This is a genomic window from Lysobacter sp. Root690 (genome assembly GCF_001427785.1).
Taxonomy (GTDB): Bacteria; Pseudomonadota; Gammaproteobacteria; order Xanthomonadales; family Xanthomonadaceae; genus Lysobacter.
In genome coordinates this window covers 13,518-38,766 of the sequence record NZ_LMHM01000001.1, presented here as the reverse complement: position 1 = coordinate 38,766, position 25,249 = coordinate 13,518, and the positions used below count along the sequence as shown (strand labels likewise).

The 25,249-nt window shown below is 65.8% G+C and carries 25 protein-coding genes and 1 tRNA gene; 23 read left to right on the top strand and 3 right to left on the bottom strand.

The window, feature by feature from the left end; all coding sequences use genetic code 11:
- Nucleotides 1–70: 70 nt before the first annotated feature.
- Nucleotides 71–262 (top strand): hypothetical protein (locus ASD86_RS27600; protein ID WP_235567619.1); only part of this gene is annotated, 192 nt, incomplete at its 5' end.
- A gap of 207 nt (nt 263–469) precedes the next feature.
- Here ASD86_RS27600 and ASD86_RS00170 read toward each other — a convergent pair.
- The 3 genes from ASD86_RS00170 to ASD86_RS00160 form a co-directional block, all read right to left on the bottom strand.
- Entirely contained in the window at nt 470–949 is a 480-nt protein-coding gene (locus ASD86_RS00170; protein ID WP_056105707.1) for a hypothetical protein, read from the bottom strand.
- Between the two features lie 52 nt (nt 950–1,001).
- Nucleotides 1,002–2,198, bottom strand: a complete 1,197-nt coding sequence (locus tag ASD86_RS00165; protein WP_056105704.1) for a LamG domain-containing protein — start codon at nt 2,196–2,198, stop codon at nt 1,002–1,004.
- Nucleotides 2,199–3,220: 1,022 nt separating this feature from the next.
- Nucleotides 3,221–4,720: a DUF4832 domain-containing protein gene (locus tag ASD86_RS00160; protein WP_162253582.1), complete on the bottom strand. Its 1,500-nt coding sequence runs from the start codon at nt 4,718–4,720 to the stop codon at nt 3,221–3,223.
- 435 nt (nt 4,721–5,155) lie between these two features.
- On the opposite strand from ASD86_RS00160, the gene ASD86_RS00155 reads away from it, so the two are divergent.
- From ASD86_RS00155 to ASD86_RS00050, 22 genes are all read left to right on the top strand, one after another.
- On the top strand, nt 5,156–5,782 hold the full coding sequence (locus ASD86_RS00155; RefSeq protein ID WP_056105701.1) for an alpha/beta fold hydrolase: 627 nt from the start codon (nt 5,156–5,158) through the stop codon (nt 5,780–5,782).
- Between the two features lie 201 nt (nt 5,783–5,983).
- Entirely contained in the window at nt 5,984–6,715 is a 732-nt protein-coding gene (locus ASD86_RS00150) for a YebC/PmpR family DNA-binding transcriptional regulator (protein ID WP_056105699.1), read from the top strand.
- Between the two features lie 96 nt (nt 6,716–6,811).
- A complete protein-coding gene (gene ruvC, locus ASD86_RS00145; RefSeq protein ID WP_056105697.1) occupies nt 6,812–7,378 on the top strand; it encodes a crossover junction endodeoxyribonuclease RuvC in 567 nt (188 codons plus the stop codon).
- A 218-nt stretch (nt 7,379–7,596) separates the two neighbouring features.
- Nucleotides 7,597–8,187, top strand: a complete 591-nt coding sequence (ruvA, locus tag ASD86_RS00140; protein ID WP_036107722.1) for a Holliday junction branch migration protein RuvA — start codon at nt 7,597–7,599, stop codon at nt 8,185–8,187.
- A 118-nt stretch (nt 8,188–8,305) separates the two neighbouring features.
- Nucleotides 8,306–10,159 carry a potassium transporter Kup gene (locus ASD86_RS00135; protein WP_046659296.1) on the top strand — a complete coding sequence of 618 codons (1,854 nt, stop codon included), beginning with the start codon at nt 8,306–8,308 and terminating at the stop codon, nt 10,157–10,159.
- 228 nt (nt 10,160–10,387) lie between these two features.
- Nucleotides 10,388–12,241, top strand: coding sequence for a potassium transporter Kup (locus tag ASD86_RS00130; RefSeq protein ID WP_235567647.1), 1,854 nt, complete (start codon nt 10,388–10,390; stop codon nt 12,239–12,241).
- A gap of 1 nt (nt 12,242) precedes the next feature.
- A complete protein-coding gene (locus tag ASD86_RS00125; protein WP_056105691.1) occupies nt 12,243–13,352 on the top strand; it encodes an SMI1/KNR4 family protein in 1,110 nt (369 codons plus the stop codon).
- Nucleotides 13,353–13,527: 175 nt separating this feature from the next.
- Nucleotides 13,528–14,565 carry a Holliday junction branch migration DNA helicase RuvB gene (ruvB, locus tag ASD86_RS00120; protein ID WP_056105689.1) on the top strand — a complete coding sequence of 346 codons (1,038 nt, stop codon included), beginning with the start codon at nt 13,528–13,530 and terminating at the stop codon, nt 14,563–14,565.
- Nucleotides 14,566–14,596: 31 nt separating this feature from the next.
- A complete protein-coding gene (gene ybgC / locus ASD86_RS00115) occupies nt 14,597–15,052 on the top strand; it encodes a tol-pal system-associated acyl-CoA thioesterase (RefSeq protein WP_056105688.1) in 456 nt (151 codons plus the stop codon).
- 212 nt (nt 15,053–15,264) lie between these two features.
- On the top strand, nt 15,265–16,047 hold the full coding sequence (gene tolQ, locus ASD86_RS00110) for a protein TolQ (protein ID WP_056105685.1): 783 nt from the start codon (nt 15,265–15,267) through the stop codon (nt 16,045–16,047).
- Nucleotides 16,048–16,146: 99 nt separating this feature from the next.
- Nucleotides 16,147–16,593 (top strand): protein TolR, encoded by a 447-nt coding sequence (gene tolR, locus ASD86_RS00105; RefSeq protein WP_056105683.1) that lies wholly within the window; start codon nt 16,147–16,149, stop codon nt 16,591–16,593.
- Nucleotides 16,590–17,546 carry a cell envelope integrity protein TolA gene (locus tag ASD86_RS00100; protein ID WP_056105681.1) on the top strand — a complete coding sequence of 319 codons (957 nt, stop codon included), beginning with the start codon at nt 16,590–16,592 and terminating at the stop codon, nt 17,544–17,546. Before tolR ends, ASD86_RS00100 begins: the two co-directional genes overlap by 4 nt.
- Nucleotides 17,547–17,548: 2 nt before the next feature.
- Nucleotides 17,549–18,097 (top strand): hypothetical protein, encoded by a 549-nt coding sequence (locus ASD86_RS00095; RefSeq protein WP_056105678.1) that lies wholly within the window; start codon nt 17,549–17,551, stop codon nt 18,095–18,097.
- Nucleotides 18,098–18,299: 202 nt separating this feature from the next.
- On the top strand, nt 18,300–19,619 hold the full coding sequence (gene tolB, locus ASD86_RS00090) for a Tol-Pal system beta propeller repeat protein TolB (protein WP_056105676.1): 1,320 nt from the start codon (nt 18,300–18,302) through the stop codon (nt 19,617–19,619).
- Nucleotides 19,620–19,709: 90 nt separating this feature from the next.
- Nucleotides 19,710–20,234: a peptidoglycan-associated lipoprotein Pal gene (gene pal, locus ASD86_RS00085; RefSeq protein ID WP_056105674.1), complete on the top strand. Its 525-nt coding sequence runs from the start codon at nt 19,710–19,712 to the stop codon at nt 20,232–20,234.
- Between the two features lie 114 nt (nt 20,235–20,348).
- A complete protein-coding gene (gene ybgF, locus ASD86_RS00080) occupies nt 20,349–21,152 on the top strand; it encodes a tol-pal system protein YbgF (RefSeq protein ID WP_056105671.1) in 804 nt (267 codons plus the stop codon).
- Nucleotides 21,153–21,159: 7 nt separating this feature from the next.
- On the top strand, nt 21,160–21,837 hold the full coding sequence (queE, locus tag ASD86_RS00075; protein ID WP_056105670.1) for a 7-carboxy-7-deazaguanine synthase QueE: 678 nt from the start codon (nt 21,160–21,162) through the stop codon (nt 21,835–21,837).
- 583 nt (nt 21,838–22,420) lie between these two features.
- Nucleotides 22,421–23,119, top strand: coding sequence for a 7-cyano-7-deazaguanine synthase QueC (gene queC / locus ASD86_RS00070; RefSeq protein ID WP_056105668.1), 699 nt, complete (start codon nt 22,421–22,423; stop codon nt 23,117–23,119).
- A gap of 116 nt (nt 23,120–23,235) precedes the next feature.
- Nucleotides 23,236–23,311 (top strand) — tRNA-Lys (locus ASD86_RS00065).
- A gap of 454 nt (nt 23,312–23,765) precedes the next feature.
- A complete protein-coding gene (locus ASD86_RS00060) occupies nt 23,766–24,128 on the top strand; it encodes a hypothetical protein (RefSeq protein ID WP_056105665.1) in 363 nt (120 codons plus the stop codon).
- Nucleotides 24,129–24,335: 207 nt separating this feature from the next.
- Entirely contained in the window at nt 24,336–24,887 is a 552-nt protein-coding gene (locus tag ASD86_RS00055; protein WP_056105663.1) for a hypothetical protein, read from the top strand.
- Nucleotides 24,888–25,014: 127 nt separating this feature from the next.
- Nucleotides 25,015–25,227 carry a hypothetical protein gene (locus tag ASD86_RS00050; RefSeq protein ID WP_157475952.1) on the top strand — a complete coding sequence of 71 codons (213 nt, stop codon included), beginning with the start codon at nt 25,015–25,017 and terminating at the stop codon, nt 25,225–25,227.
- The last annotated feature ends 22 nt before the right edge of the window (nt 25,228–25,249 follow it).

Sequence of the window (25,249 nt, the reverse complement as noted above, 5' to 3'; positions counted from 1 at the left end):
CTAAAGCAACAAAAGAAAGGTAACCAAAGAAAAATGCTTTTTTGTGAATCAAGTGCCCGCAAGTTCGGANGACATCCATGTCCCGGTGGCGCACGGCGTGCATCCTGCACGCCGCCCTTCGGGTGTGCTTTTGTTCTCGCGAATCAGCGACTTCGCAGCGCTGGATGAACTGCGCGGCTTCAAGCTCAAGCAAAAGCTTCATGGCTTACCTGTCGGAGCGGCGCGAGCCGCGACCACGCCGCAGCGGCTACGACGAGCCTAATGCCACCTCAAGCCGTCATCCCCGCGAAGGCGGGGATCCAGGGCTCCATCGCGGCATTCCTATGAAGTCGAGCGCACGCATGAACACGCGGCGTGCATGCATTCGCAACCATATCCATCACGGCCGAACGAAAACCAAAACCCCAAAACGAAACAGCCCTCCCTCGCCTGCGCGAGAGAGGGCCGCATAGGCAAAGCAACCCGAACCTCAGCGCCCGTCGAGCAACACGTTCAACGTCGTCGCATCCAACGCGCCCTGCTTCTGCCCAAGCTTGAGCAACATAGCCTCCAGATCGCCCGCGGCGGCCGACGTGCGCGTCGACGCCGTCGCCGACTTCAGCTCGGTCGCCGGCGCGGTGTCGATACGCACCTGCCGGCCCTTGATCACCAACGGCTGCGGCTTGGCCTTGGCACTCGAGCCGCCGACGTGTTCGATCAGGATGCCGTTGTAGCCCAGCACCGGGTCGGGCGCGGCGCCGGACTGCGCGGGCGCGGCCATCGCATCGGCCAGGCGGGTTTCGATCGCGCGCAGCGAGGCCGCGTCGGTCACGGTGATGGTCGGGTCGGGGCGACCGGAATAGACCAGGTAGGTGATCTTCACTCCGGGCGCGTCGGCGGCCAGGGCGAAGGCGGGCGCGGCCAGCAACAACAGGCCGGCGAACAGGGTCTTGAGCGAGCGCTGAGACATGGATCCTCCGTGAGCCGCGAACTGGGATGAGGCGCGTGCGGTCGGTCGACGCTTAGTTGATCTGTTCATGGCCGCTGCCCTCGATGCTGTCGGACCACACGCGGAAGAATCCGCAGAAATCCGTGTAGGCGCCGCGATTGGCGGTGCGCGGGTCGGTGATCTCGTTGCCGGAATTGTCGCGGTTGGTCGCCGCGGTGCCGCCGGGTTTGTGGGTCCACTTGTTGTTGGCGTCGCGCCGGTACCAGTGATAGTCGTAGTTGGGTCCGACCACCAGTGCGGCGATGTTCTTGTAGCTGCTGGCGTTTATCAGCGTGTCGGCGACCGGTTCCAGGCCGTCGCGCACCGCCGCGGCATGCACCGCGGCGCAGGTGATCGAGCTGTACATCGAGCCGGCGGCGCGGCCGGGCTGGGCGAAGGTGTTGGTGGCGCGCGCGTTGGCGTAGTTGTAGCAGTTGTTGTTGCGCTGGCGGGTGCTGCCGTCGTTCCAGTAGGTCGGCTGATAGGTGGTGCGGCCCGGGGCCATGATGTCGCCCAGGCCGCCGCTGGCGTCGGCCGGCAGCGCGCGGTTGTAGACCAGCACTTCGTCGGCGCGGTCGTTGAAGCGGTAGGACGGGATGCTCATGTGCCCGCCGATCTGGAACGGCAGGGCGGTGTTGTCGATGTTGGCCAGCATCGGCGAGGGCTGCGTGGTGGCGCGGCGGCCGTCGATATAGAACGAGATCGTGTACGGCGCGCTGCTGCGATTGACCACCGCGGCGATGTGATGCCAGCGGTTCGGCGACATCGTCAGGCTGCCGTCGGAGACGTAGTTGGCCCAGGTGGTGCCGTCGTTGAGTTGCAGCAACACATTGCGGCCCTGGTCGACCCCGAACGCATAACCGCGACCGCTGCCGCCGCCGCGGTTTTCGATCAGGGTCTTGACTCCCGATGACGTCGGCGCGGCCATGCGGATCCAGGCGGCGAGGGTGAAGCTGCCGGTGCCGAAGTTGAGATTCGACGAATTCGGCACTTCCACATACTTGCCACCGCTCAGATCAGCCGACGTGCCCAGCCAGCCCCACGACGATGCGGTACCGCCGAGCACCGTGCCGTTGCGGGCGTAACCGCTGGTGTCGTAGGCGGTGTTGCCCGACAGGTCCAGATGCCACTCGCCGACCAGGCCGTTGGTGACCCGCGGTGGCGCCGCGTAGGCGGCGAGCGAAGGCGCGAGCGCGAGGCTCAGCGCCAGGAACCATGACGATCGATTCATACCGACTCCCTGGTGATCGCCCACGTCGGGCGTGGCGGGAATCTAGAAGCCGGATCGGGCCGCGACCGTGACTGCGCGCGCGGATCGCGCCGGTGTCATCGTTCCCGCTTATTGCGCTTCGCGCTTATGTGAGCGGCGGCGGCTTTGGAGCGGACCTGCGGGGTGAATGGTGCCGGGCTGTGTAGTTTTTTTGGTGCAACCGAATTACGTCCGTCAGGCGGCATCTGTGACATTCAGCGGCGGCGCCTTTCGATCGGTTCAAATCTGCCGGTGCTACGCCGATAACGAAGTATCTAGGCGGAACATCCCCCGCCAATAAACCTTACGAATCCTAGTAGCGGAGAAGGACGCGCGAGGAATCGTCTGGCTTCGTGCATTTGTCGCGATGAAGCCCTGGATCCCCGCCTTCGCGGGGATGACGGCTGGGGTGAGATTTTCGTCGTGGTCGCAGTGGCGCGGTCGCGGCTTGCGCCGCTCCTACAGGTAGGCCATGTGGCTTTCGTTTGAGTTCGAAGTCTCGCATTTCATCCAGCGCTGCGAAGCCACTGACTCGCGAGAACAAAAGCACACCCGAAGGGCGGCGCACAGGGATGTGCGCCGTGCGCCACCGGGACAGGATGTCCCGTGTGGCGCATGCCTGCGTCGGCACCGATCGTGCGGGCTCTTGATTCACAACAAAGCATTTTTCTTTGGTTACCTTTTGACCGAAGGGAATCCAGGCGGACTTTTGTTGCTTATGACAAAAGAAAGTAACCCGCCGCTTCAGCGGCGGAAGCTTTTGATCTGCTTAAAACTCTGAAAGCCTCAAAGCCTCAAAGCCTCAAAGCCTCAAAGCCTCAAAGCCCAATCATCTTCAATAAAAAACGAAACCGGAAAACCCAATGAATTGCCCGGCAATGGGCGGCAGCACTTCCGCGAGAGCAACCGCGTCAATAAGTCACCGACAGCCAAACCCATCCCGAATACACAACAGCTCGATGAAAAGCGGGCCGGCGTCCGAGGGATTACGCCGGCCCGCTCATTCAATGGTCGACCGCCGCCGCAGCGACAGTCACCGTCCCCAAGCTCAAGCGTCCACTGGTGTCGCGCCCCACGTTCTGCGGCGCGATGCCCGGCCGCTCACGCCAACTGTCCGCGAACGCCAGGCGCAAGCTATAGCTGCCCGGCGCCAACGAAGCCGGCACCGTGGTCGCACTGACCTGAGTGCTGGCCGCCGCGCCCGGCAACAACGCATTCAACGGAAAATCGAACGCCGCGCGAGCGCGCGTCGCGCCACTCGCATCGACCCAGTGCAGTTCGGTCTGATAGACGTGATACAGCGGCGCCGAACCGGTGTTCTCGACGCTGAGCGTGACCGAGATCGGCGCGCCCGCGCGCATCGCATCGGGCCACACCGCTTGGCGCACGGTGAATTCGTAACCGAGCGCGCGCTTGATCGTGCGCATCTTGGCCGGGAACCCGCTGCCGGTGTTTTCGTGCTGACCGGCCGGGCCGAGCCAGCTGAAGTGATAACGCTTGAGCAGATCGACGATGTCGGCGGTGCGCGAGGTCCAAGTCTTCTTCTGGTCGGCGTACGGGCTTTCGCCGCCGATCGGGTTGTGCTTCCAGTTCTCGCGAGCGGCCGGAATCTCGTTGCGGAAACCCCATTCCAGATTCCACCAACCGGTGTCGTCGCAGCGCGGCAGCTTCGGGCTGTAGGCGTTGCACATCGCGGTGAACGACGGGAAGAAGTCTTCGCTGATGCCGAAGTTCGTCCCGTCCAGATCGCTGCTGCGCGCGTAGCGGGTATGCACCGGCGTGAGCGTGAACGCGGCCGCGTAAGCGTTGCGCACCAGCGCGCGCGTGGTCGCGTCGGGCTCCCAGGCTTCGCAGCCGGAGGTATGCCATTCGCCCCAGAAGCCGAGCAGGCCGACGTGGATCGCGGTGATGCGCGGGTCGCCGTCGTAGCGGCGGCCGAAGGCCTGGACGAACTGCTGCAGCTGCTGGCGCATCGCCGGTGAGTTGTACTCCGGCGCGCGTCCGGGGCCGTCGCCGCCGCAACTGGCGTAATCGTGCGCGGCGATGTTGAGCGGCGCGAGTTCCAGGAATCGCGGGTAATCGCGTTCGAGCTGACCTTCGGTCTTGTCGAAATAGAAGCTGATGTTGTTGGACACGCCGTCGGGATAGTCGGCGACCGGGCGCAGCACGAAGGTCGCGTTCGGGTTTTCCTTGAGGATCGGTTCGAGATGGCGCTTCTCGAAACCGGCCCAGTCGTACTGTTCGTCGGCGGTTTCGATTTCGCGCCACGGCACGTAGATCTGGTACATCGACGCGCCGTAGTGATTGTCGGGCAGGCCGCCGTCGGCGCCGACGGTGGTGCCCCACAACAGGAAACCGCGATGCGGGTTGGACAGGTCGTCGTTGCTTTGCGCGGGCCGCAGTTCGCCGCAATGCGCGGGCGTCATCGGCGACATCGAGGCCGCGGCGAGCAACGCCGCGGCCAGGATGCCGACGAGAGGCGGGGCAGGGTATCGCAGGCGCATGTTCGGTCCGCGAAACAGGGGGGAGGTGGCGCGCATCCTGGAGCGCGATCGCAATAGAGAGTTGGCGCGTGATCACATTCCGGCGTGTCGAATGTTTTTATGTTCGGCTTCGGCGATGCGCATCACTTTTTGCTTTGAATAAGCATTTCCAAAGGCCTTGACCGGTTTCAGTTGCTACTAATTTTTTCCGGTCGCTGCTCACGCGCGGCTTGTCGCTACAAGCAGTGGCGCGAATGCGATGCGCGGTTATTCGTCGATTCGATTCAATGGCCGTTCGCACCGCTGCCGAGTCGCAGCGGCGAGCGCCGAGGCCACACCCGCGATCGCAACCTGACCGGCGCTTGAAGCCGCGGGGTCCCGCGCTGAGCGGGGCGCTTGGATCGCAAGCGCGCGGCCCGATGTCTATGCTGGATCGAACGGACGCGAGAAACGCAGATGGCAAAACCGACCGACACCCGCAAAGTGTTGCTGCTGCACGGCATCTGGATGCCCGGCGTGTCGATGGCCTGGCTCGGCGCGCGGCTGGCCGCGGCCGGTTTCGAGCCCGAAGTGTTCGCCTACCCCGGGGCCGGCGGCGGCCCGGAGGTGACCCTGCCGCGGCTGGCCGAACGGCTGCGGCGCGAACCGGTCCACGTGCTCGCCCACAGCCTGGGCGGTTTGATCACCCTGACCGCATTGCGCGAACACCCCGAGCTGCCGGTGAAACGGGTGGTCTGCCTGGGCTCGCCGCTGTGCGGCAGTTCCGCCGCCGACGGCCTGGCCCGGCATGCCTGGAGCGCGCCGATGCTCGGCCGCGCCGCGCAACTGCTGCAGGCCGGTTGCCCGCCGTGGCAGGGCGCGGCGCAGATTGGCCTGATCGCCGGCTGCAGCCCGCGCGGCCTGGGCCGCTATTTCGGCCGTTTCGACGGCGACAGCGACGGCACCGTGGCGGTGTCGGAGACGCGCCTGCCCGGTCTGGCCGCGCACGAGGTGATCGAAGCCAGCCACAGTGGGTTGCTGTTTTCGGCTCAGGCCGCGCGCATGGCCGAGACCTTCTTTCGCCTCGGCCGCTTCGCCGACTGAGGCGGGGCGGGCCTGCGCGGTCGCTGGTTCAGTCGCGCGCGGCCCGGCGGACGGCGGCTTTCGGCCCGGCGCGAGCCCGGTTTGGCGGCCCGACCGGGATAAACCCAAACCCGCCGAGCGAAAACCGCATTCCATGCCCCGGCGGACAGGCCCGATCGAGTAAAATCGCCGGCTTGTTCACACAACACGTCCGGTCACGCCATGGGTAGAGGTCCTTCGATCGAAGCACGCAAGAACGCCGAAGACGCGCGTCGCGGCAAGATCTTCACCAAGATCATCCGCGAAATCAGCGTCGCGGCGCGTTCCGGCGGCGGCGATCCCAACAGCAACCCGCGGCTGCGCAGCGCCATCGACAAGGGCCTGTCGGCGAACATGACCAAGGACGTGATCGAGCGCGCGGTCAAGAAAGCCACCGGCGCGCTGGAAGGCGTGGAATACGAGGAAATCCGCTACGAGGGCTACGCCCCGGGCGGCGTGGCGGTGATCGTCGACTGCCTGACCGACAACAAGGTCCGCACCGTCGCCGATGTGCGTCATGCGTTCGGCAAGTTTGGCGGCAACCTCGGCACCGACGGCTCGGTGTCCTTCATGTTCGCCAAGCGCGGCGTGCTGTGGTTCGACGCCGGTTCGGACGAAGAAAAGATCACCGAAGTGGCGATCGAGGCCGGCGCCGACGACGTGGTGGTCTACCCCGAGGACGGTTCAATCGACGTGCTGACCGCGCCGGACGCGTTCGAGGCGGTCAAGGCGGCGATGGAAGCGGCCGGGCTGAGCCCGGGCGAGGCCCAGGTCACCCTGCGCGCCGACAACAACATCGCCGTCGCCGGCGAAACCGGCCAGCAGGTGGTCAAGCTGCTGAACTGGCTGGAAGACATCGACGACGTGCAGAACGTGTATTCGAACGCGGATCTGGCTGAAGACGCATATGTCTGAGGCCGGGATTCGGGAATCGGGATTCGGCAGTCGGGCAAAGCAACGGCTTTGGCTCGCCGATGACCGGCCGATTGCGATGGGTTCCTGAAGCCCGCGATGTCGATTCCCGATTCCCCATTCCCGATTCCCGCTGGCGCCACCCGCATCCTCGGCATCGACCCGGGCTCGCAGCGCACCGGCCTGGGCGTGATCGACGTGAGCGGCGACGGGCGCTGCGTGTTCGTGCATGCGCGCGCGCTCAAGCTGCTCGACGCCGACGACTTTCCGTCGCGGCTGGGCCTGCTGTGCGAGGGGCTGGAAGCGGCGCTGGACGAATTTCAGCCGCAGCAGGTCGCGATCGAAACCGTGTTCATGGACAAATCCGCGATGTCGGCGCTCAAGCTCGGCCATGCCCGCGGCGCGGCGCTGGCGACGGTGGTGCGGCGGCGGATTCCGATCAGCGAGTACGCGCCGCGGGTGATCAAGCAGTCGCTGGTCGGGCGCGGCGCGGCCGACAAGCAACAGGTCCAGCACATGGTGCGGCTGTTGCTGAATATTCCCGAAGTGAAGCTGCAGGCCGACGCCGCCGACGCGCTTGCGGTGGCGCTGACCCATGCCCACATGAGTGCTACCGCGCGGCGAACCGGCATTTCCACCCTCGATCTGCGCAGGCGCGGGACCTGAGTGAGCGCCGCCTTGCGCCAGCTCGCCGCCGTTACCGTCGCCGTCGCCGCCCAATGCGATGCGGTCGCGTCGTCGTTGCCGCGGTGGGTAGGGACTCGCGGCTGCGTTCGCGTTGTGGCTGACGTCGCCGGGTGTTTTGTCGGCGGGTATTTCGTTTCTTGCGTGCGACGCGCCGTCCTGCGGGCCGGCGGGTCGCCGATCCTATTGGGAGTTCGCGCGTGATCGGTCGTCTCAAAGGCATCATCGTGCACAAGCAGCCGCCGTGGCTGGTGGTCGACGTCCATGGCGTGGGCTACGAGCTGGAAGCGCCGATGAGCACGTTCTATGACCTGCCCGAACTCGGCCGCGAAGTGGCCTTGTTCACCCACTACGCGCAGAAGGAAGACAGCGTGTCGCTGTACGGCTTCCTGCGCGAGGCCGAGCGGCGCCTGTTCCGCGATGTGCAGCGGGTCAGCGGCATCGGCGCGAAGATCGCGCTGGCGGTGCTGTCGGGCGTGCCGGTCGAGGAATTCGCGCGCCTGGTCCAGGCGGGCGATGTGACCGCGCTGACCCGCATCCCCGGCATCGGCAAGAAGACCGCCGAACGCATGGTGGTCGAACTGCGCGACCGCGCCGCCGACCTGGCCGGCTCCGGCGCCACCTTCACCAGCGCCGGCGTGCCGGCCGATCCGCAGAGCGAAGCCACCGTCGCCCTGCAGCAACTGGGCTACAAACCGGTCGAAGCCGCGCGCATGGCGCGCGAAGCGACCGCCGCCGGCGACGATGCCGCCGCCATCATCCGCAAAGCGCTAAAGTCCGCGCTTCGTTGAGCCAAGGCGGGTCCCCGCCCCGGAACCACGCGACATGTCCTCCACTGTTCCTTCGTCCCACGGCAAGCGCGGCCACACGGCCGGCAACGGCTCGCACCATCACGGCACCAAGAAGGGCTTGCCCGGATTGGTCGTGGGCGCGATCGGGGTCGTGTTCGGCGACATCGGCACCAGCCCGCTGTACACGCTCAAGGAAGCGTTCTCGCCGCATTTCGGCCTGACCGGCAACCACGACACCGTGCTCGGCATTCTGTCGCTGGTGTTCTGGGCGCTGATGATCGTGGTCACGCTGAAGTACGTGACCATCATCATGCGCGCCGACAACGACGGCGAAGGCGGGATCATGGCGCTGATGACCCTGGCCCAGCGCACCCTGGCCAAGGGCGGGCGCTCGGCTTATGTGGTCGGCATCCTCGGCATCTTCGGCGCGTCGCTGTTCTTCGGCGACAGCGTGATCACCCCGGCGATCTCGGTGCTCGGCGCGGTCGAAGGCCTGGAGGTCGCCGCGCCCGGACTGCATCGCTTCATCGTGCCGATCACCGTGGTGATCCTGGTGATGGTGTTCCTCGCCCAACGCTTCGGTACCGAAAAGGTCGGCAAGGTGTTCGGGCCGATCACCATGGTCTGGTTCGTGTCGCTGGCGGCGATCGGCATCCACAACATCATCCAGGGCCCGGAAGTGTTCAAGGCGCTGAACCCGTGGTGGGCGCTGCGCTTCTTCATGGAACACGGCTCGCATTCGGTGCTGATCCTCGGCGCGGTGGTGCTGGCGGTGACCGGCGGCGAAGCGCTGTACGCCGACATGGGCCACTTCGGCGCCAAGCCCATCCGCTACGCCTGGTACACCATGGTGTTGCCGTGCCTGATGCTCAATTACCTGGGCCAGGGCGCGTTCGTGCTGCATCACCCCGAGGCGGTCAAGAACCCGTTCTTCGAAGCGGTGCCGTCGTGGGCGCTGTACCCGATGATCGTGCTGGCGACGATGGCCGCGGTGATCGCGTCCCAAGCCGTCATCACCGGCGCGTATTCGGTCGCGCGCCAGGCCATGCAGTTGGGCTACATCCCGCGCATGCAGATCAAGCACACCTCCAGCGACACCATCGGCCAGATCTACGTGCCCTACATCAACTGGGTGCTGGCGATCACGGTGATCGGCGTGGTCCTGGCGTTCCGCAGTTCGACCGCGCTGGCCACCGCGTATGGCATTTCGGTCGCGACCACGATGCTGATCGATACCTTGCTGCTCGCCCTGGTCGCGCGCGCGCTGTGGCCGCGCTGGCGCAAGTGGGTGCTGCCGCTGTGCGTGGTGTTCTTCGTCGTCGACGTCGGTTTCGTGATCGCCAATGGCGCCAAATTCTTCCAGGGCGCGTGGTTCCCGGTGGTGCTCGGCCTGGTGGTGTTCACCCTGCTGCGCACCTGGCGCCGCGGCCGCGAGCTGCTGCACGAGGAAGTACGCAAGGAAGGCATCCAGCTCGATAGCTTCCTGCCCGGCCTGATGCTGGCACCGCCGGCGCGCGTGCCCGGCACCGCGGTGTTCATGACCGCCGACAAGGGCGTGGTGCCGCATGCGCTGCTGCACAATCTCAAGCACAACAAGGTACTGCACGAACGTAACGTGTTCCTGACCGTGGAAACCCTCGGCGTGCCGTACGCGCCCAAGGACAAGCGGCTCAAGATCGAGGCGATCGGCAACGATTTCTATCGCGTGCTGATCCGCTTCGGCTTCATGGAAGTGCCCGACGTGCCGCTGGCGCTGATGCGCTCGTGCGATGCCGGCGGCATCTATTTCGACCCGATGGACACCACCTATTTCGCCAGCCGCGAAACCGTGGTGGCCAGCCGCCACCGCGGCATGCCGATCTGGCGCGACCGCCTGTTCGCCTTCATGCACCGCAATGCCGCGCCGGCGACCGGGTTCTTCCGGATTCCGGGCAACCGGCTGGTCGAGCTGGGCGCGCAGGTCGAGATCTGAGTACGGCGCGCCGCTATCCGGGGCCCTGCTGAAAGGCGGGCGCTCCGGTTCGACCTGCGCGGTTCGACCTGCGCCGCATCGGCGTCATCCGCAAACCGCTAGAGTTCACCCTTCGCCCGCCGGCCCGCCGCGCGGGCTCCTGCCGCCATACCTTCAGGAAGGCGCATGTCCGCGAACGAGCCGTCCCATCCCCAGACCGGCCACGGCACCGGCCACGCCAAGACCGGCATGGCCGGCTTGGTCGCCGGCGCGATCGGCGTGGTCTTCGGCGACATCGGCACCAGCCCGCTGTACACCTTGAAGGAAGCGTTCTCGCCGCACTACGGCCTGATCCCCAACGAACACACCGTGCTCGGCATCCTGTCGCTGGTGTTCTGGTCGCTGATGATCGTGGTGACGTTCAAGTACGTGGCGGTGATCATGCGCGCCGACAACGACGGCGAGGGCGGGATCATGGCCCTGACCGCGCTCACCCAGCGCACGCTCAAGCACAACCCGCGCGGGGTCTACATCGTCGGCATTCTTGGCATCTTCGGCGCCTCGCTGTTTTTCGGCGACGGCGTGATCACCCCGGCGATCTCGGTGCTGTCGGCGGTCGAAGGCCTGCAGGTGGCGGCGCCGCATCTGGACCATTTCGTCGTGCCGATCACCGTGGTCGTGCTGGTGCTGGTGTTCCTGGCCCAGCGCTTCGGTACCGCGAACGTCGGCAAGGCGTTCGGCCCGGTCATGATCGTGTGGTTCCTCGTGCTCGGCGCCATAGGTGTCTACAACATCGTCGAGGCGCCGCAGGTGACCAAGGCGCTGAACCCGATCTGGGGCGTGCGCTTTTTCATGGAACACAACTGGCATGCGGTGTTCGTGCTTGGCGCGGTGGTGTTGGCGGTGACCGGCGGTGAAGCGCTGTACGCCGACATGGGGCATTTCGGCAAATGGCCGATCCGCCTGGCCTGGACCTATTTCGCGCTGCCCGCCTTGACCTTGAACTACCTCGGCCAGGGCGCGCTGATGCTCAACAAGCCCAGCGCGGTCGGCAATCCGTTCTTCGAAGCGGTGCCGCAATGGGCGCTGTTTCCGATGATCGGCCTGGCCACCGCGGCGACCGTGATCGCCTCGCAGGCGGTCATCACCGGCGCGTATTCGGTCGCGCGCCAGGCCATGCAGTTGGGTTACATCCCGCGCATGCAGATCAAGCACACCTCACGCGACACCATCGGCCAGATCTATATTCCGGCGGTCAACTGGATGCTGCTGGCGCTGGTGATCGTGTCGGTGGTCGGTTTCGGCAGTTCGACCGCGCTGGCCACCGCCTACGGCGTATCGGTGACCGGCACCATGCTGATCACCAGCGTGCTGATGATCATCTACCTGCGCGCCAACACCAAGGTGCCGGCGCCGTTGTTCTGGCTGCTCGCGGCGATGTTCGTGCTGGTCGATGCCGCGTTTTTCTACGCCAACATCATCAAGTTCATGGACGGCGCCTGGTTCCCGCTGCTGCTCGGGGTGATCCTGTTCACCATGATGCGCACCTGGCGCCGCGGCCGCGCGCTGCTGCTCGAAGAAGTGCGCAAGGAAGGCATCGCCCTCGACACGTTCCTGCCCGGGCTGATGCTGGCGCCGCCGGTGCGGGTGCCGGGCACGGCGATCTTCATGACCGCCGACAAGGACGTGGTGCCGCACGGTTTGATGCATAACCTCAAGCACAACAAGGTGCTGCATCAGCGCAACGTGTTCCTGACCGTGCATACGCTCGGCGTGCCGTACGCGCCGCCGGAAAAACGGCTGAAGATCGAGGCGATCGGCAACGATTTCTACCGCGTGCTGATCCGCTTCGGCTTCATGGAAGTCCACGACGTGCCGCTGGCGCTGATGCGCTCGTGCGATGCCGGCGGGGTGTATTTCGACCCGATGGAAACGACGTATTTCGCCAGCCGCGAGACCGTCGTCGCCGGCCGCCACCGCGGCATGCCGATCTGGCGCGATCGCCTGTTCGCCTTCATGCACCGCAACGCCGCGCCGGCGACCGGGTTCTTCCATATTCCCGGCAACCGGCTGGTCGAACTGGGCGCGCAGGTGGAGATCTGAAATGAGCGCTGGTTCCTCGTTGCAGTGGATGGTGTACGGCCGCGCGCCGACGCTGGAAACCTTCTGGGACGAGGAACTCAATCTGGGCCGGGTGGCGGCGACGGACGAGGCCATCGCTGAATTGGAAGCGCGGCTGGGCATCGTCTTGCCGGCCTGGTTGCGCACGCTGTATGCGCGCTACAACGGCGGTGCGGTGCGAATGGCGCGCGGTGAGTCGATCGAACAACCGGGCGAGTGGCTCAAGGCCGAATGGCTGATTCCGCGCGCGCGCCTGCTGCCGCTGCACGAATGGTTTTCCTTCGCGCAACTGCGCGCCCGCGAAGGCTATCGCGACGATGCCTACGCCGCGCTCGCCGCGGACGACCGTCGCCTGATCGCCATCGCGATCGACGAGCACAACAAGACCTTGTGCCTGGATTATTCGGCCGGCAGCGAGCCGATGATCGTGTTGACCGATCAGCAACGGCGCTTGCGTGAGTACGACGATGCCGCTCCCTGGCTCGCCGATCTGGTCGATCTGCAGTACTGGAACCCGGCGCTGCAGGCGCGGCACGACCCGGCCGCGACCTTGCACTGGCGGCCCGAGCCGCCGGGCCTGGACACGTTCTGGAGCGGCCCGGGCTTCTGGGACGACGCCAGCGGCGCGCCGGCGCCGGCCGATGCGATCGCCGCCGCCGAAACCCGCCTGGGCGTGCGCCTGCCGGCCTTGCTGCGCGCGCTGTATCGGCGCCAGGACGGCGGTTACACCCGGTTCGAGTGGGCGCCGCTGCGACGCCATCCTTCGTCGCATTTTTACGACTGGGAAAGCGTCGTCCCCGACCGCTACCTCAGTTCGCTCGCCCATCTGCGCACCCTGGCCGATGTGGCGAGCGACTTCCAGGACGGCGCCGAGCTGTGGAGCTTCGCCCGGATGCACGCGCATTGCGAGCGCATCGTGGTGCTGGCGATGCACGGCATCAACTGGATGCTGTGCCTGGACTACCGCGAACGCGGGCCGGAGCACGAGCCCGACGTGGTCTACTTCGAATACTTCGACGAGTTGATCCCGCGCTATCGCGCGCGCGATTTCGACTGCTTCTTCGCCGATCTGCGCCAGGGCGAGCTGGACTGATTCGCCGGTTGCGGCGTCGCCGTGCTTGCTTCGAAAGGGGCAGGGGAGACCTCGCTCGCGATCCTGGCCGTTCCGCGGCGCTCATCCGCCCTCGCTCCGCCCGGCCCGCCGGCCGCCGGCTCTCAGTCCTCGGCCAAAGAGGGCGAATTTCCGACGGCCATGCGAACATAGGGCCATGAACGATCCGCGCATCATCGCCCCAGGCGCCACCCGCGAGGACGACGCCATAGAGGCGTCGATCCGGCCCAAGCGTCTGGACGAATACCTCGGCCAGCAGCCGGTGCGCGAGCAGCTCAAGATCTACATCGAAGCGGCCAAGCAGCGCGGCGAGGCGATGGATCACGTGCTGATCTTCGGCCCGCCCGGCCTGGGCAAGACCACCTTGAGCCACGTCATCGCCAACGAACTGGGCGTCAACCTGCGCCAGACCTCCGGCCCGGTGATCGAAAAGGCCGGCGACCTGGCCGCGCTGCTGACCAACCTGCAGCCGCACGACGTGCTGTTCGTCGACGAAATCCACCGTCTTTCGCCGGTGGTCGAGGAAATCCTCTACCCGGCGATGGAGGACTACCAGATCGACATCATGATCGGCGAAGGCCCCGCCGCGCGTTCGATCAAGCTCGACCTGCCGCCGTTCACCCTGATCGGCGCGACCACCCGCGCCGGCCTGCTGACCGCGCCGCTGCGCGACCGTTTCGGCATCACCCAGCGGCTGGAGTTTTACAACGCCGAGGAACTGACCCGGATCGTGCGTCGCTCCTCGCAGATCCTCGGCATCGCCTGCGCGCCCGAGGGCGCGGCGGAAATCGCCCGGCGTTCGCGCGGCACCCCGCGCATCGCCAATCGCCTGCTGCGGCGGGTGCGCGATTACGCCCAGGTCCGCGCCGGCGGTTTCATCGACCGTGACGTCGCCGATGCGGCGATGCTGATGCTCAAGATCGATCCGGAGGGGTTCGACGACCTCGACCGGCGCCTGCTGCGGACCATCATCGAATCCTTCGACGGCGGCCCGGTCGGGGTGGAATCGCTGGCCGCCGCGCTCAGCGAGGAACGCGGCACGCTCGAGGACGTGATCGAACCGTTCCTGATCCAGCAGGGCTATCTGATCCGCACCGCGCGCGGCCGCATGGCCACGCCCAAGGCCTATCGCTTGATGGGCCTGAAACCGCGGGTGGAAAACGTCAGCCTGTTCGACCAGGAGCCCGAGGCATGAGTGTCGCGGCGATGGCGCAAGGAGCTCGCTCTTGACCAGCGAATCCCCAACCCCGAATCCCGAATCCCGGCTATTCAGTTGGCCGACACGCGTGTATTGGGAAGATACCGACGCGGGCGGTCTGGTCTATCACGCCCAGTACCTGGCGTTCCTGGAGCGCGCGCGGACCGAATGGGTGCGCGCGCTCGGATATGGCCAGGACGGTCTGCGCCACGATCACGGGCTGCTGTTCGTGGTCGCCGGCATGCAGATCGGCTTCCTCAAACCGGCGCGACTGGACGATGCGCTGGAGGTCACGGTGGAACTGCGGCGTTGCCGCCGCGCCAGCCTGATCTTCGCGCAGAGCGTGCTGCGCGGGCCGGATCGGCTGATCAGCGCGGAGGTCCGGGTCGCCGCGGTGGACGCGCAGCATCAGCGTCCCTGCGCGATTCCGCCGGAGCTTTACGCGCAGTTGCTGGCGCGGCAGGTTGCCGGCGACGAGGCCTGAGCCTCGCTCATCGGCGCGCGCCGCATCGGCGTCGCCGGCCGGCGACCGCTGCTTCACTGCGATAATTCATACCGATGATTCACGAAAATCGCCAAGAACATTGCTGAAATAGACTCACCCGCTGCAACCCCACCACCTCCCGCGGCTCGTTACTCCCCACGGACCGCGCAGCCCCACCACAGGCCCGCGCATCGGGCTACGGAGAACCAAGCATGACGTCATCGCTGATCGCGCTTCTGGCCACCACGGTACAAGCCCTGCCGGAGGAAGCCGTGCAGGCCGTGACCGATGGCGCGCAGGCCGCCGGCAAGGCCACCACCGAATTCAGCCTGTGGCCGCTGATCACCAACGCCAGCATCCCGGTCAAGTTCATCATGGCCCTGCTGGTGATCGCCTCGATCACCTCGTGGGTGATCATCTTCCGCAAATGGCGGGTGATCCGGCGCGCGCGCATCGAAGCCGATCATTTCGAAGAACGCTTCTGGTCCGGCGCCGAGCTGTCCAAGCTGTACGCCGGCACCACCGAGCGCAGCCGCAGCGTCGGCGGCCTGGAAGCGATCTTCGAAGCCGGTTTCCGCGAATTCAACCGCATCCGCCAGCGTCGCGGCGTCGACGCGCGCGCTCAGCTCGAAGGCGCCCAGCGGGCGATGCGCGCGACCGGTTCGCGCGAACTCGACGGCCTGGAACACAACCTCGAACTGCTGGCCAACATCGGCTCGACCTCGCCCTACATCGGCCTGGTCGGCACCGTGTTCGGCATCATGGTGACCATGCATTCGCTGGTGTCGGCGTCCAAGCAGGTCGGCATCGCCGACGTCGCGCCGGGCATTTCCGAAGCGCTGCTGGCGACCGCGATGGGCCTGTTCGCGGCGATCCCGGCGGTGTGGGCCTACAACCGCTACGCCACCAGCGTGGAGCGTCTGGCGGTGCGTTACGACGCGTTTTCCGAAGAGTTCTCCTCGATCCTGCAGCGCCAGACCCATCTGGACGAGTGATGCGGGCCGCGTCAACTCACCCGCACTGCCGCCCGCGCCCAGCGCGACCGCTGCGTTCCGCCCCGTGCGAACGCGACGCGTAACCGAGGAACCCCCGTCATGTCCGGCACTGTCGTCCGCCGCCGCAAACGTAAGCTCAAGTCCGAGATCAACGTCGTTCCGTACATCGACGTGATGCTCGTGCTGTTGATCATCTTCATGGTGACCGCGCCGTTGCTCACCCTGGGCATCGACGTCGATCTGCCCAAGTCCAACGCCAAGTCGATCGAGACCAAGAACGACCCGGTGGTGGTGCAGATCGACGACAAGGGCAACTTCTTCCTCGCGGTCAAGGCCGGCAGCAACGAAGCGGTGAGCAAGGAAACCCTGGCGACCAAGGTCGGCGCGCTGGTCAAGCAGAACGGCAATGAAAAGCTGCAGGTCTACATCGCCGGCGACGGCCGTTCGAACTACCAGCCGGTCATGGATGCGATGAACATCCTCAAGGACGCCGGCGTGGAGAAGGTCGGCCTGATGAGCCAGCCCGAGAAGGGCGCGAAGAAATGAGGGAAACCCGCGCCGACACCGTGCAGGCGATCGGGCTGGCCTTGCTGTTGCACGGCCTGCTGATCGCCGCCATTTTCCTGAGCATGCTCTGGAACTGGGACAGCAAGCAGGTGTCCGCGGCGGGCTCGCCGATGTCCTCGGAATTGACCGAAGTCAGCGACCTGTCGGCGGCGATGCAGCGCACCTTGCGCAATCGCCCCAAGCCGGTCGACCCGCTGCCGCAGCCCGAGCCCGAAGACAGCGCGCCGTTGCCGCAGCCGATCCCCGAACCCAAGCCGCAGGACGCGCCCGCGCCGCAGCAGCAATCGCCGCAGGATTTCATTCCGGTGCCGGATGAGACGACGCAGGAGCAGGTGGTCGACACGCCCACGCCGAAGCTCAGCGAAGAACAGAAGATCCAGGAAGCCAAGGCCAAGCAGGAACAGGTCGACCTGACCGAACAGAAGCGCCAGGAAGAGGCGCAGCAGCAGAAGCGCCTGGCCGAGGAGCAGCAGGAGCGCGACAAGGCACTGGAGAAGATCCGCGCCGAACGCGCCAAGCTGCAGAAGCAGAGCGAACTGGCCGAACAGAAGCTGCAGCAGCTCGCCGACGCGCGCGCCAGCCGCGCCAGTCAGAACGTCGCCGCCACCACGCCGACGCCGGGCCCTACCGGCAATCAAGGCGTCGATGCCGGCCTGATGGCGCGTTATCAGGCTGCGATCCAGGAAGCGGTGCTGTCGAAATGGTCGCGTCCCGACACCGTGCCGCTGGGCGCGCGTTGTCGCTTGATCATTCGTCAGTTGCCCGGCGGCCGGGTCAATTCGGCCGAAGTGGTCGAACCGTGTGCCTATGACGAACAAGGCCGGCGTTCGATCGAAGCGGCGGTGCTCAAGGCGCAGCCCTTGCCGTATGCCGGATTCGAATCGGTGTTCAGCCGCCAGCTCAACATCAACTTCACCGCGCAGGATCGCTGAGCATGGACTTATCCGTGGTCGGCCGAAGGGACAGCGCGCGCGCGATCGTCCGCCGCGCGATGGCACTGAGCCTGCTGATCGCGCTGCCGTGGTGCGCGCAGGCGGCCAAGCCATCGAGCCAGACCGCCGAACAGATCACCCGGCAGGGCCAGGCCAGCCAGAGCGCGCAGTTTTGCCAGGCCTATCCCGAACGCTGCGTCGTGCAAAACAACCTGCGCTACGCCGAAGTGCTGCGCGACGCGATCCTGGCCAAATGGAACCCGCCGGCCGGCCTGGCTGCGGACACGAGCTGCATCCTCGACCTGCGCCAGACCTCGGGCGGGCGGGTGGCCTCGGTGCAGGCGGTCGAGCCCTGCGGCTTCGATGCGGCCGGTCGCGACTCCATTGTCGCCGCGGTCCTCAAGGCTCAGCCGCTGCCGTACGAGGGATATGAACAGGTGTTCCGCCCGCAGTTGCGGCTGCAGATCAATGCGCCGGACCCGGACGACGATGCCAAACCCAGCCGCTGGCGCCGGCTTCGCGACCGCGTGGACGCGATCCGCGACCGTTGAGCGAGATCGCGGTCCGCGCAGAAAGTGGAGTCAGAACGTCTTTTAAGGCCGATTTCGTCACCTGATCCAAACATTTACGACCGTTTGGCCGAATGTTCGCATCCGGACCGCAAATTGACCCCGGGTTTTGAGCCCACGTTCACCCACCAGCGTTAACAATGCCGAACCTGAACAAACCCCCGTTGAACCCCACGGAGTGCCGATGAAACGACCCCTGCGCTGGCTGGCTTCACTGCTGGCAGTCCTGCTTCCCTTCGCCGCCGCGGCCCAGCAGCAAGGGTTGGAGATCGATGTCGTCGGCGGCAACGCCTCGGCCCTGCCCATCGCCGTGGTGCCCATGCCCTACCAGGGCGGCGGCGCCGCGCCGCCCACCGATATCGCCGAAGTGGTGCGCAACGACCTCAACCGTTCCGGCCAGTTCCGCGGCCTGCCGGTCGAGCAGATGACCGCCAAGCCGACCAAGGGCAGCGAGATCAGCTATCCGGATTGGCGCGCGCTAAACCAGGACTATCTGGTGGTCGGTCGCGTCGCCGATGCCGGCGCCGGCACCTATCGGGTCGAGTACGAACTGTTCGACGTGGCCAAGCAGCAGCGCCTGCTCGGGTTCGCGCTGACCGCGCGCTCCAACGCGATGCGCGATGTGGCCCATCAGATCGCCGACGCGGTCTACGAGAAGATCACCGGCGTGCGCGGCGCGTTCTTTACCCGTATCGCCTACGTCACCGCTACCGGATTGGGCCGTGGCAGTAACTACGCGCTCATGGTCGCCGACTCCGACGGCTATAACCCGCAGACCGTGGTGCGCTCGCCCGAGCCGCTGCTGTCGCCGTCGTGGAGCCCGGACGGCAACCGCCTGGCTTACGTCAGCTTCGAAGGCGGCAATTCGTCGATCTACATCCAGAACATCGGCACCGGCAGCCGCGAGCTGATCGCCAAGTTCCGCGGCATCAACGGCGCCCCGGCGTTCTCGCCGGACGGCCGCCGCCTGGCCCTGACCCTGTCGCGCAGCGGCAATCCGGAGATCTACGTGATGGATCTGGGCAGCAAGGCGCTGACCCAGCTGACCAACCACTTCGGCATCGACACCGAGCCGACCTGGTCGGCCGACGCCAGCAAGATCTATTTCACCTCCGACCGCGGCGGCAAGCCGCAGATCTACCAGGTCGGCGCCAGCGGTGGCGGTGCGACCCGGGTCACCTTCCAGGGCAGCTACAACGCCAGCGCCAGCGTGTCGTTCGACGGCAAGAAGATCGCCACCGCGCAGGGCGCCGGAAATAACTACCGGATCGCGATGATGGACTCCAGCCTGGGCTCGCCGCGCTGGAGCACCTTGTCGCCCGGTTCGCTGGACGAGTCGCCGAGCTTTGCCCCGAATGCCTCCATGATCATTTATGCTGCGCGCGAAGGACGCCGTGGCGTGCTCTATGCCGTTTCCGCCGATGCCCGGGTGCGCCAGCGCCTGGTGCTGGCCGACGGCGATGTGCGCGAACCGGCCTGGGGGCCGTACAGGCTGCCGCGCTAAGGCGCCGGCCACACCCCAACGCGCAGATTCGCGCCACCCAACGCGCCAAACCCCCGAACAACTCCTGCCCCACCTGACGAGGAATACCCCATGAACAACGCTGCCCGCATCCTGCTCGTCGCCGTGCTTTGCACCGCGGCCGTCGCCTGCTCGAAGAAGGTCAAGGAAACCGCTCCGACCGACAACGGCCCGGGTTCCACCACCACCCAGCCCGGCGGCGACACCGGTCCGGTCGCGTCCGGCGCCTACGGCCCGAACGATCTGGACACCGACGCCTGCCTGCGTCAGCGCGTGGTCTACTTCGACCTCGACCAGGATTCGCTCAAGCCCGAGTTCCAGGCCATCGTCGGCTGCCACGCCAAGTACCTGCGCGACCGTCCGTCCTCGCGCATGACCCTGGAAGGCAACGCCGACGAACGCGGCAGCCGCGAGTACAACCTCGGCCTGGGCGAGCGTCGCGGCAACGCGGTGTCCTCGGCGGTCCAGGCCAACGGCGGTTCGGGCAGCCAGATCACCGTGACCTCCTACGGCGAAGAGCGTCCGGTCTGCACCGAGTCCAACGAAGATTGCTGGGCCAAGAACCGTCGCGTCGAAATCGTCTACACCGCCAAGTAATACTCCGGCGCGATGAAGTGACCGCGGCGATGCGAATCGCCGCGGCACGACGGGCCGGGGCTCACGCTTCGGCAAGCAGGCATGACCGATAGAACAACGAAGGCTGACCCAGCGATGCGTAAATTCGCACTAGCCTTGGCGATCGTGGCGGCCACAACGGCCGCCACGCCCGCATTTGCCCAGCGCGCCAGCCTCGCCGACCGCGTCGCGGTCCTCGAACAGCGCGCCTCGGACAACCAGGCCAATCTCGATCTGCTCAACCAGGTCAATCAGCTCAAGAGCGAGCTGCAGTCCCTACGCGCCCAGGTCGAGGAACTGCAGCAACAGCACAAGCAACTGCAAGACAGCAGCAAAGCCGAATATCTGGACACCGACAATCGCTTGAACCGCCTCGAAGGCGGTGCCGGCGCGCCGGTGCCCGGGGCCGCGCCGCAGCCGCAGGCGTCTGTTCCCGCACCGCCGCCCACGGCGGTACGGGACAGTGCGCCGGTGGTTCACGGCGATGCCGGTCTGGTGGCTCAGAGCGGCGACGAACGCGCCGCCTACGACGCCGCGTTCAACGTGCTCAAGTCCGGTCAGTACGCCGAATCGGCGCGGCTGTTCCAGGAATTCCTGAGCGTCCACCCGAGCGGCACCTATGCGCCGAACGCGCTGTACTGGCTCGGCGAAAGCTATTACGTCACCCAGAATTATCAGCTCGCGCAGGAGCAGTTCCAGGCGCTGCTCGATCGCTATCCGACCCACGACAAGGCCGCCGGCGCCCTGCTCAAGGTCGGCCTGGCCCAGTTCGGCCTGAAACAGATCGATGCCGCCGAGCGCACGCTCGCCGATGTCGCCAACCGCTATCCCGGCACCGACGCCGCCCGCACAGCCGTCGATCGCCTCAACGCGATCCAGCTGAGCCGGCTGCGCAACTAAGGCCCCTATGAACGCCGTTGTCACCCAGACGGCCGATGCGCCGTCCGAGCGCCTGCGGCTGACCGAAATCTTCCTGTCGCTGCAGGGCGAGTCCAACAGCATCGGCTGGCCGACCGTATTTGTGCGCCTGACCGGCTGCCCGCTGCGCTGCCAATACTGCGACACCGCTTACGCCTTCCACGGCGGCCAGTGGTGGGACTTCGACGCGATCCTGGCCGAAGTCGCCCAACACGGCGCGCGCCACGTCTGCGTGACCGGCGGCGAGCCGCTGTCGCAAAAGCGCTGCATCCAGTTGCTGGAAATGCTCTGCGATGCCGGCTACGAAGTGTCGTTGGAAACCTCCGGCGCGATCGATATCGGCCCGGTCGACCCGCGCGTATCGCGCATCGTCGACATCAAGACCCCCGATTCCAGGGAAGTCCACCGCAACCTGTGGAGCAACCTGCCGCTGCTGACCGCGCACGACCAGATCAAGTTCGTGATCTGCAGCCGCGAGGACTACGAGTGGTCGAAAGCTATCGTCGCCGAGCACGGCCTGACCAAGATCTGCGACGTGCTGTTCTCGCCGAGCTTCACCCAGATCAAGCCCAGCGACCTGGCTGACTGGATCGTCGCCGATCGCCTGCCGGTGCGGTTCCAGCTGCAGTTGCACAAGATTCTTTGGAATGATGAGCCGGGTAGGTGAGGGGCTGGGAATCGGGAATGGGGAGTCGGGAATGGGAATCGGGAATCGTAAAAACGGTTTCGTCGCGGTTTTACTCAATGCCACGATCCACGGCTCACGATCCGCGATTTGCGATCCTCGATCTGTCCTGGCGTCATGCCTCACATATCTATCGCTTCATATTTTGTGGCGTAATCGTCCCCAGTCCCGCGTCACTCCGCTCGTCATTCCCGCGAAGGCGGGAATCCAGAGACTTGGGTTGCCTCGCACGAAGGCGATGTATGTTCGGCTCCGCCGGATATCGGGACTGTTCGAGACACGCCGCTAAAGTCTCTGGATGTTCGGCTCCGCCGAAGTAAAGCAGAGCCCGCTTTCGCGGGAATGACGGTCTGGATGGAACGCGCTGAAGTCTTGAAGTCTTTGGGCCTCCGACTTGGCCGAAGCAGGGCAGAACCCGTTTTCGCCGGAATAACGAGCAAAAACGTCAGCCCGCTGGTTTAGCCTTANGATTCCCGATTCCCGATTCCCGATTCCCGATTCCCGATTCCCGATTCCCGATTCCCGATTCCCCAGTCCAGTGCCCCCGATCCAGAGCCCCGCACCCATGAAAAAAGCCGTCGTCCTTGTTTCCGGAGGCATGGACTCCGCCGTCGTCATCGCCATCGCGCGCGAGCAGGGCTTCGCCGTGCATGCGCTGAGCGTGCGCTACGGCCAGCGCCACACCTCCGAGCTCGACGCCGCCGCCTTAGTGGCGCAGTCGCTCGGCGCGGTCGCGCACAAGACCGTCAGCGTCGACCTGCGCAGTATCGGCGGCTCGGCCCTGACCGACGAAAACATCTCGGTGCCGCTCGACAACGACGGCCACGCGATCGGCGCCGCCGCGGCCAAGGACGACATCCCGGTCACCTACGTGCCGGCGCGCAACACCATCATGCTGTCGATCGCGCTGGGCTGGGCCGAAGTGCTCGGCGCCAACGACATCTTCTGCGGCGTCAACGCGGTCGATTATTCCGGCTATCCCGATTGCCGCCCCGAATTCGTCGAAGCCTTCGAGCGTCTGGCCAACCTGGCGACCAAGGCCGGCGTCGAAGGCGCCGGGCTGCGCGTGCAGGCCCCACTGCAATTCATGAGCAAGGCCGACATCGTCCGCGAGGGGCAGCGCTTGGGCGTGGATTTCAGCCAGACCGTCTCGTGCTACCAGGCCGACGACGCCGGCCGCGCCTGCGGCCACTGCGACGCCTGCCGCCTGCGCGCCGAAGGCTTCACCGCCGCCGGCGTGGCCGACCCGACCCGCTACGTCTGATCGCCGCTTATCCCGCCGTCTGAACGAGCCCGGTCACCTGGGGCATGACGCCACGCCGCAGGCTTTGTTAGAATGCCCGACCCCGGCGCAGGTCGGGACCGAATCACCCAGCATTCGGGCCGTTAGCTCAGTCGGTAGAGCAGAAGACTTTTAATCTTTTGGTCGAAGGTTCGAATCCTTCACGGCCCACCAAACAAGACAGGCGCTTAGGTGAAAACCTAGGCGCTTTTTTATTTGCTCCTGACAATTCTCCTGACAATTGCGGCGCGGGCGTCGGTTCTGCCGTCCTCATTCCGTAGCGGTATTTGCCGCGCCCGCCGCTACGGACTCATATTCATTCAGGCCAATGTCGCGCAGTCTCGTGGTGCGGCATTGCCTGCGTGCAAGCAAGGCCCGTGCGTGAGCGCTGCGCTGCATCGACTGGCGATCGCAAGCTGCGTCGCTGCCAAGCCCGCCACTGTCGGTATCGCGCAAGCAGCGCGCGCAAGGGCTTCGGTATAGTGCTCGGCCGCGTCCATCGCCGCCCAATTGCGGCCTCGCGGCCCCGCGCGGGCCGGACGCTCACTACAGTTCAAGGAACGATATGGCTTCGATTATAGGAATGGCGATTTTTGGCGCCTTTTGCGGGCTCGTTCTTCTCAATGTCATGGCGCTGATCGCCAAGAACGGGAAGAACCAGTTCGACTACGTGGAATTCGCTTCGGACAAAGACGTCTACGCGATGGTCGATTCCTGGGCGACCAGCAACGGCTACGTGCTCAAGCGCAGCGGAGGCGATGCGCGCAAGTATCAGAAGGGTTCGGGCTTCCTCACCGCGCCGATGTTCCTGGAACTCGACCGGGTCGGCGCGAAGTACTCGATCAAGAGCTACGTGCGTGTCAACGGTTTGATCCTGCAAGGCGACGTCGGCTTGGCCGGCGACGGCTTTCTGGTGAAGCTGCCGCGTTCGATCGCCAAGAAGGCGCAGAACCAGTTGTTCCAGTCGCTGGAGCTGCAGCCGCTGCAGTGAGCGATGCGCAGATGCGACGGCCGGTGTGAATCGCCGACGTCGATGCGAACGCAAGGCCGGATGCTCAGCATCCGGCCTTTGTTTTTTTTCGGGCCGGCGTTCAGCGTGCTGTGCACGAGCGGATTCACAACCTCACCGCGGCCGCGTCTAAGACAGGCGAAGGACCGGCAGTGGTTGCCGATCGGATGCTCGCGACGGAGGCAGGCGATGTTGATCAGAGTCGGGTTGGATCAGTGGATCATGGTCAATGGCCAGCATCGCGATGGTCCCGGCCAGCCGGTGCAGCAGGTCGGTCTGAATACCGCGGGCTTGTCGGGCTGCGTGGCGATCGGCATGGGCTGGGGCGAGATGATGTCGTTGGCGCACGTGTACTCCGATTGCACGGCGGCGACCTGGACGCCCGCGGACGGCTCGGCTGGATACCTGCAGGCGCTCGATCAGGCCTTCGCCGGTTCGCATGCGCTGGTGCCGCAAGCCAAGCCGCAGGCGGTGCTGTACTGGTCGGAAGGCACGCCGCGCTGGCTGCCGCGGCAGTTGTACAACTGGCTCGACGCGCGCGATATCGAGGTCTACGAGGAAGAGGCGCCGAGCTGCCGGATCTGGATCGACGAGGGCCGCTTGAAGTGGTCGAAGGATCTCGCCGCGCATCCGTCCGACGTCAACAACTACACCACCTCGGACAACGCGGCCACCACGATCCAGTTCTACAAGGCCTTGTCGGCCAATGCGGTGGCGGCTTCGCCACCGCAGGGCGAGTGAAGGGCGAATTGCAGACCTATCCGCAGCGGCTCCCGGCGCATTAGTCTGGCATTTCCGGGGCGGCGACGTTCCCGTATTCGCGGGGTGACGCGTGCTCAAGCCGATGCCTTGCCCGATCATCGCCGCGATGCTGCTCAGCATCGCGGCGGTCGTTGTTTTCGCCGCGCCGAAAGGCCAATTGCCGCGGTGTGCGCAGCCATTGGATCCGATCGCGACCGTGCCGCCGACGTTGCCATCGCGGCTGCACAACGAGTACGAGGGCTCGGCCGTGGTCGCGTTCGAGCTCGATCGTGCCGGCCACGTGCATGTGCCCGTCCGTAGCGGACGTCATTGCCGCTAACGCAGGCTCTGCTTTACTTCGG

What these genes read in the sequence shown, in the direction of transcription:
- ASD86_RS00170 (WP_056105707.1), bottom strand. Translation starts at nt 949, where the DNA reads ATGTCTCAGCGCTCGCTCAAGACCCTGTTCGCCGGCCTGTTGTTGCTG.
- ASD86_RS00165 (WP_056105704.1), bottom strand. Translation starts at nt 2,198, where the DNA reads ATGAATCGATCGTCATGGTTCCTGGCGCTGAGCCTCGCGCTCGCGCCT.
- ASD86_RS00160 (WP_162253582.1), bottom strand. Translation starts at nt 4,720, where the DNA reads ATGCGCCTGCGATACCCTGCCCCGCCTCTCGTCGGCATCCTGGCCGCG.
- ASD86_RS00155 (WP_056105701.1), top strand. Translation starts at nt 5,156, where the DNA reads ATGGCAAAACCGACCGACACCCGCAAAGTGTTGCTGCTGCACGGCATC.
- ASD86_RS00150 (WP_056105699.1), top strand. Translation starts at nt 5,984, where the DNA reads ATGGGTAGAGGTCCTTCGATCGAAGCACGCAAGAACGCCGAAGACGCG.
- ruvC (WP_056105697.1), top strand. Translation starts at nt 6,812, where the DNA reads ATGTCGATTCCCGATTCCCCATTCCCGATTCCCGCTGGCGCCACCCGC.
- ASD86_RS00130 (WP_235567647.1), top strand. Translation starts at nt 10,388, where the DNA reads ATGGCCGGCTTGGTCGCCGGCGCGATCGGCGTGGTCTTCGGCGACATC.
- ASD86_RS00125 (WP_056105691.1), top strand. Translation starts at nt 12,243, where the DNA reads ATGAGCGCTGGTTCCTCGTTGCAGTGGATGGTGTACGGCCGCGCGCCG.
- ruvB (WP_056105689.1), top strand. Translation starts at nt 13,528, where the DNA reads ATGAACGATCCGCGCATCATCGCCCCAGGCGCCACCCGCGAGGACGAC.
- tolQ (WP_056105685.1), top strand. Translation starts at nt 15,265, where the DNA reads ATGACGTCATCGCTGATCGCGCTTCTGGCCACCACGGTACAAGCCCTG.
- tolR (WP_056105683.1), top strand. Translation starts at nt 16,147, where the DNA reads ATGTCCGGCACTGTCGTCCGCCGCCGCAAACGTAAGCTCAAGTCCGAG.
- ASD86_RS00100 (WP_056105681.1), top strand. Translation starts at nt 16,590, where the DNA reads ATGAGGGAAACCCGCGCCGACACCGTGCAGGCGATCGGGCTGGCCTTG.
- ASD86_RS00095 (WP_056105678.1), top strand. Translation starts at nt 17,549, where the DNA reads ATGGACTTATCCGTGGTCGGCCGAAGGGACAGCGCGCGCGCGATCGTC.
- tolB (WP_056105676.1), top strand. Translation starts at nt 18,300, where the DNA reads ATGAAACGACCCCTGCGCTGGCTGGCTTCACTGCTGGCAGTCCTGCTT.
- pal (WP_056105674.1), top strand. Translation starts at nt 19,710, where the DNA reads ATGAACAACGCTGCCCGCATCCTGCTCGTCGCCGTGCTTTGCACCGCG.
- ybgF (WP_056105671.1), top strand. Translation starts at nt 20,349, where the DNA reads ATGCGTAAATTCGCACTAGCCTTGGCGATCGTGGCGGCCACAACGGCC.
- queE (WP_056105670.1), top strand. Translation starts at nt 21,160, where the DNA reads ATGAACGCCGTTGTCACCCAGACGGCCGATGCGCCGTCCGAGCGCCTG.
- queC (WP_056105668.1), top strand. Translation starts at nt 22,421, where the DNA reads ATGAAAAAAGCCGTCGTCCTTGTTTCCGGAGGCATGGACTCCGCCGTC.
- ASD86_RS00060 (WP_056105665.1), top strand. Translation starts at nt 23,766, where the DNA reads ATGGCGCTGATCGCCAAGAACGGGAAGAACCAGTTCGACTACGTGGAA.
- ASD86_RS00055 (WP_056105663.1), top strand. Translation starts at nt 24,336, where the DNA reads ATGTTGATCAGAGTCGGGTTGGATCAGTGGATCATGGTCAATGGCCAG.
- ASD86_RS00050 (WP_157475952.1), top strand. Translation starts at nt 25,015, where the DNA reads ATGCTGCTCAGCATCGCGGCGGTCGTTGTTTTCGCCGCGCCGAAAGGC.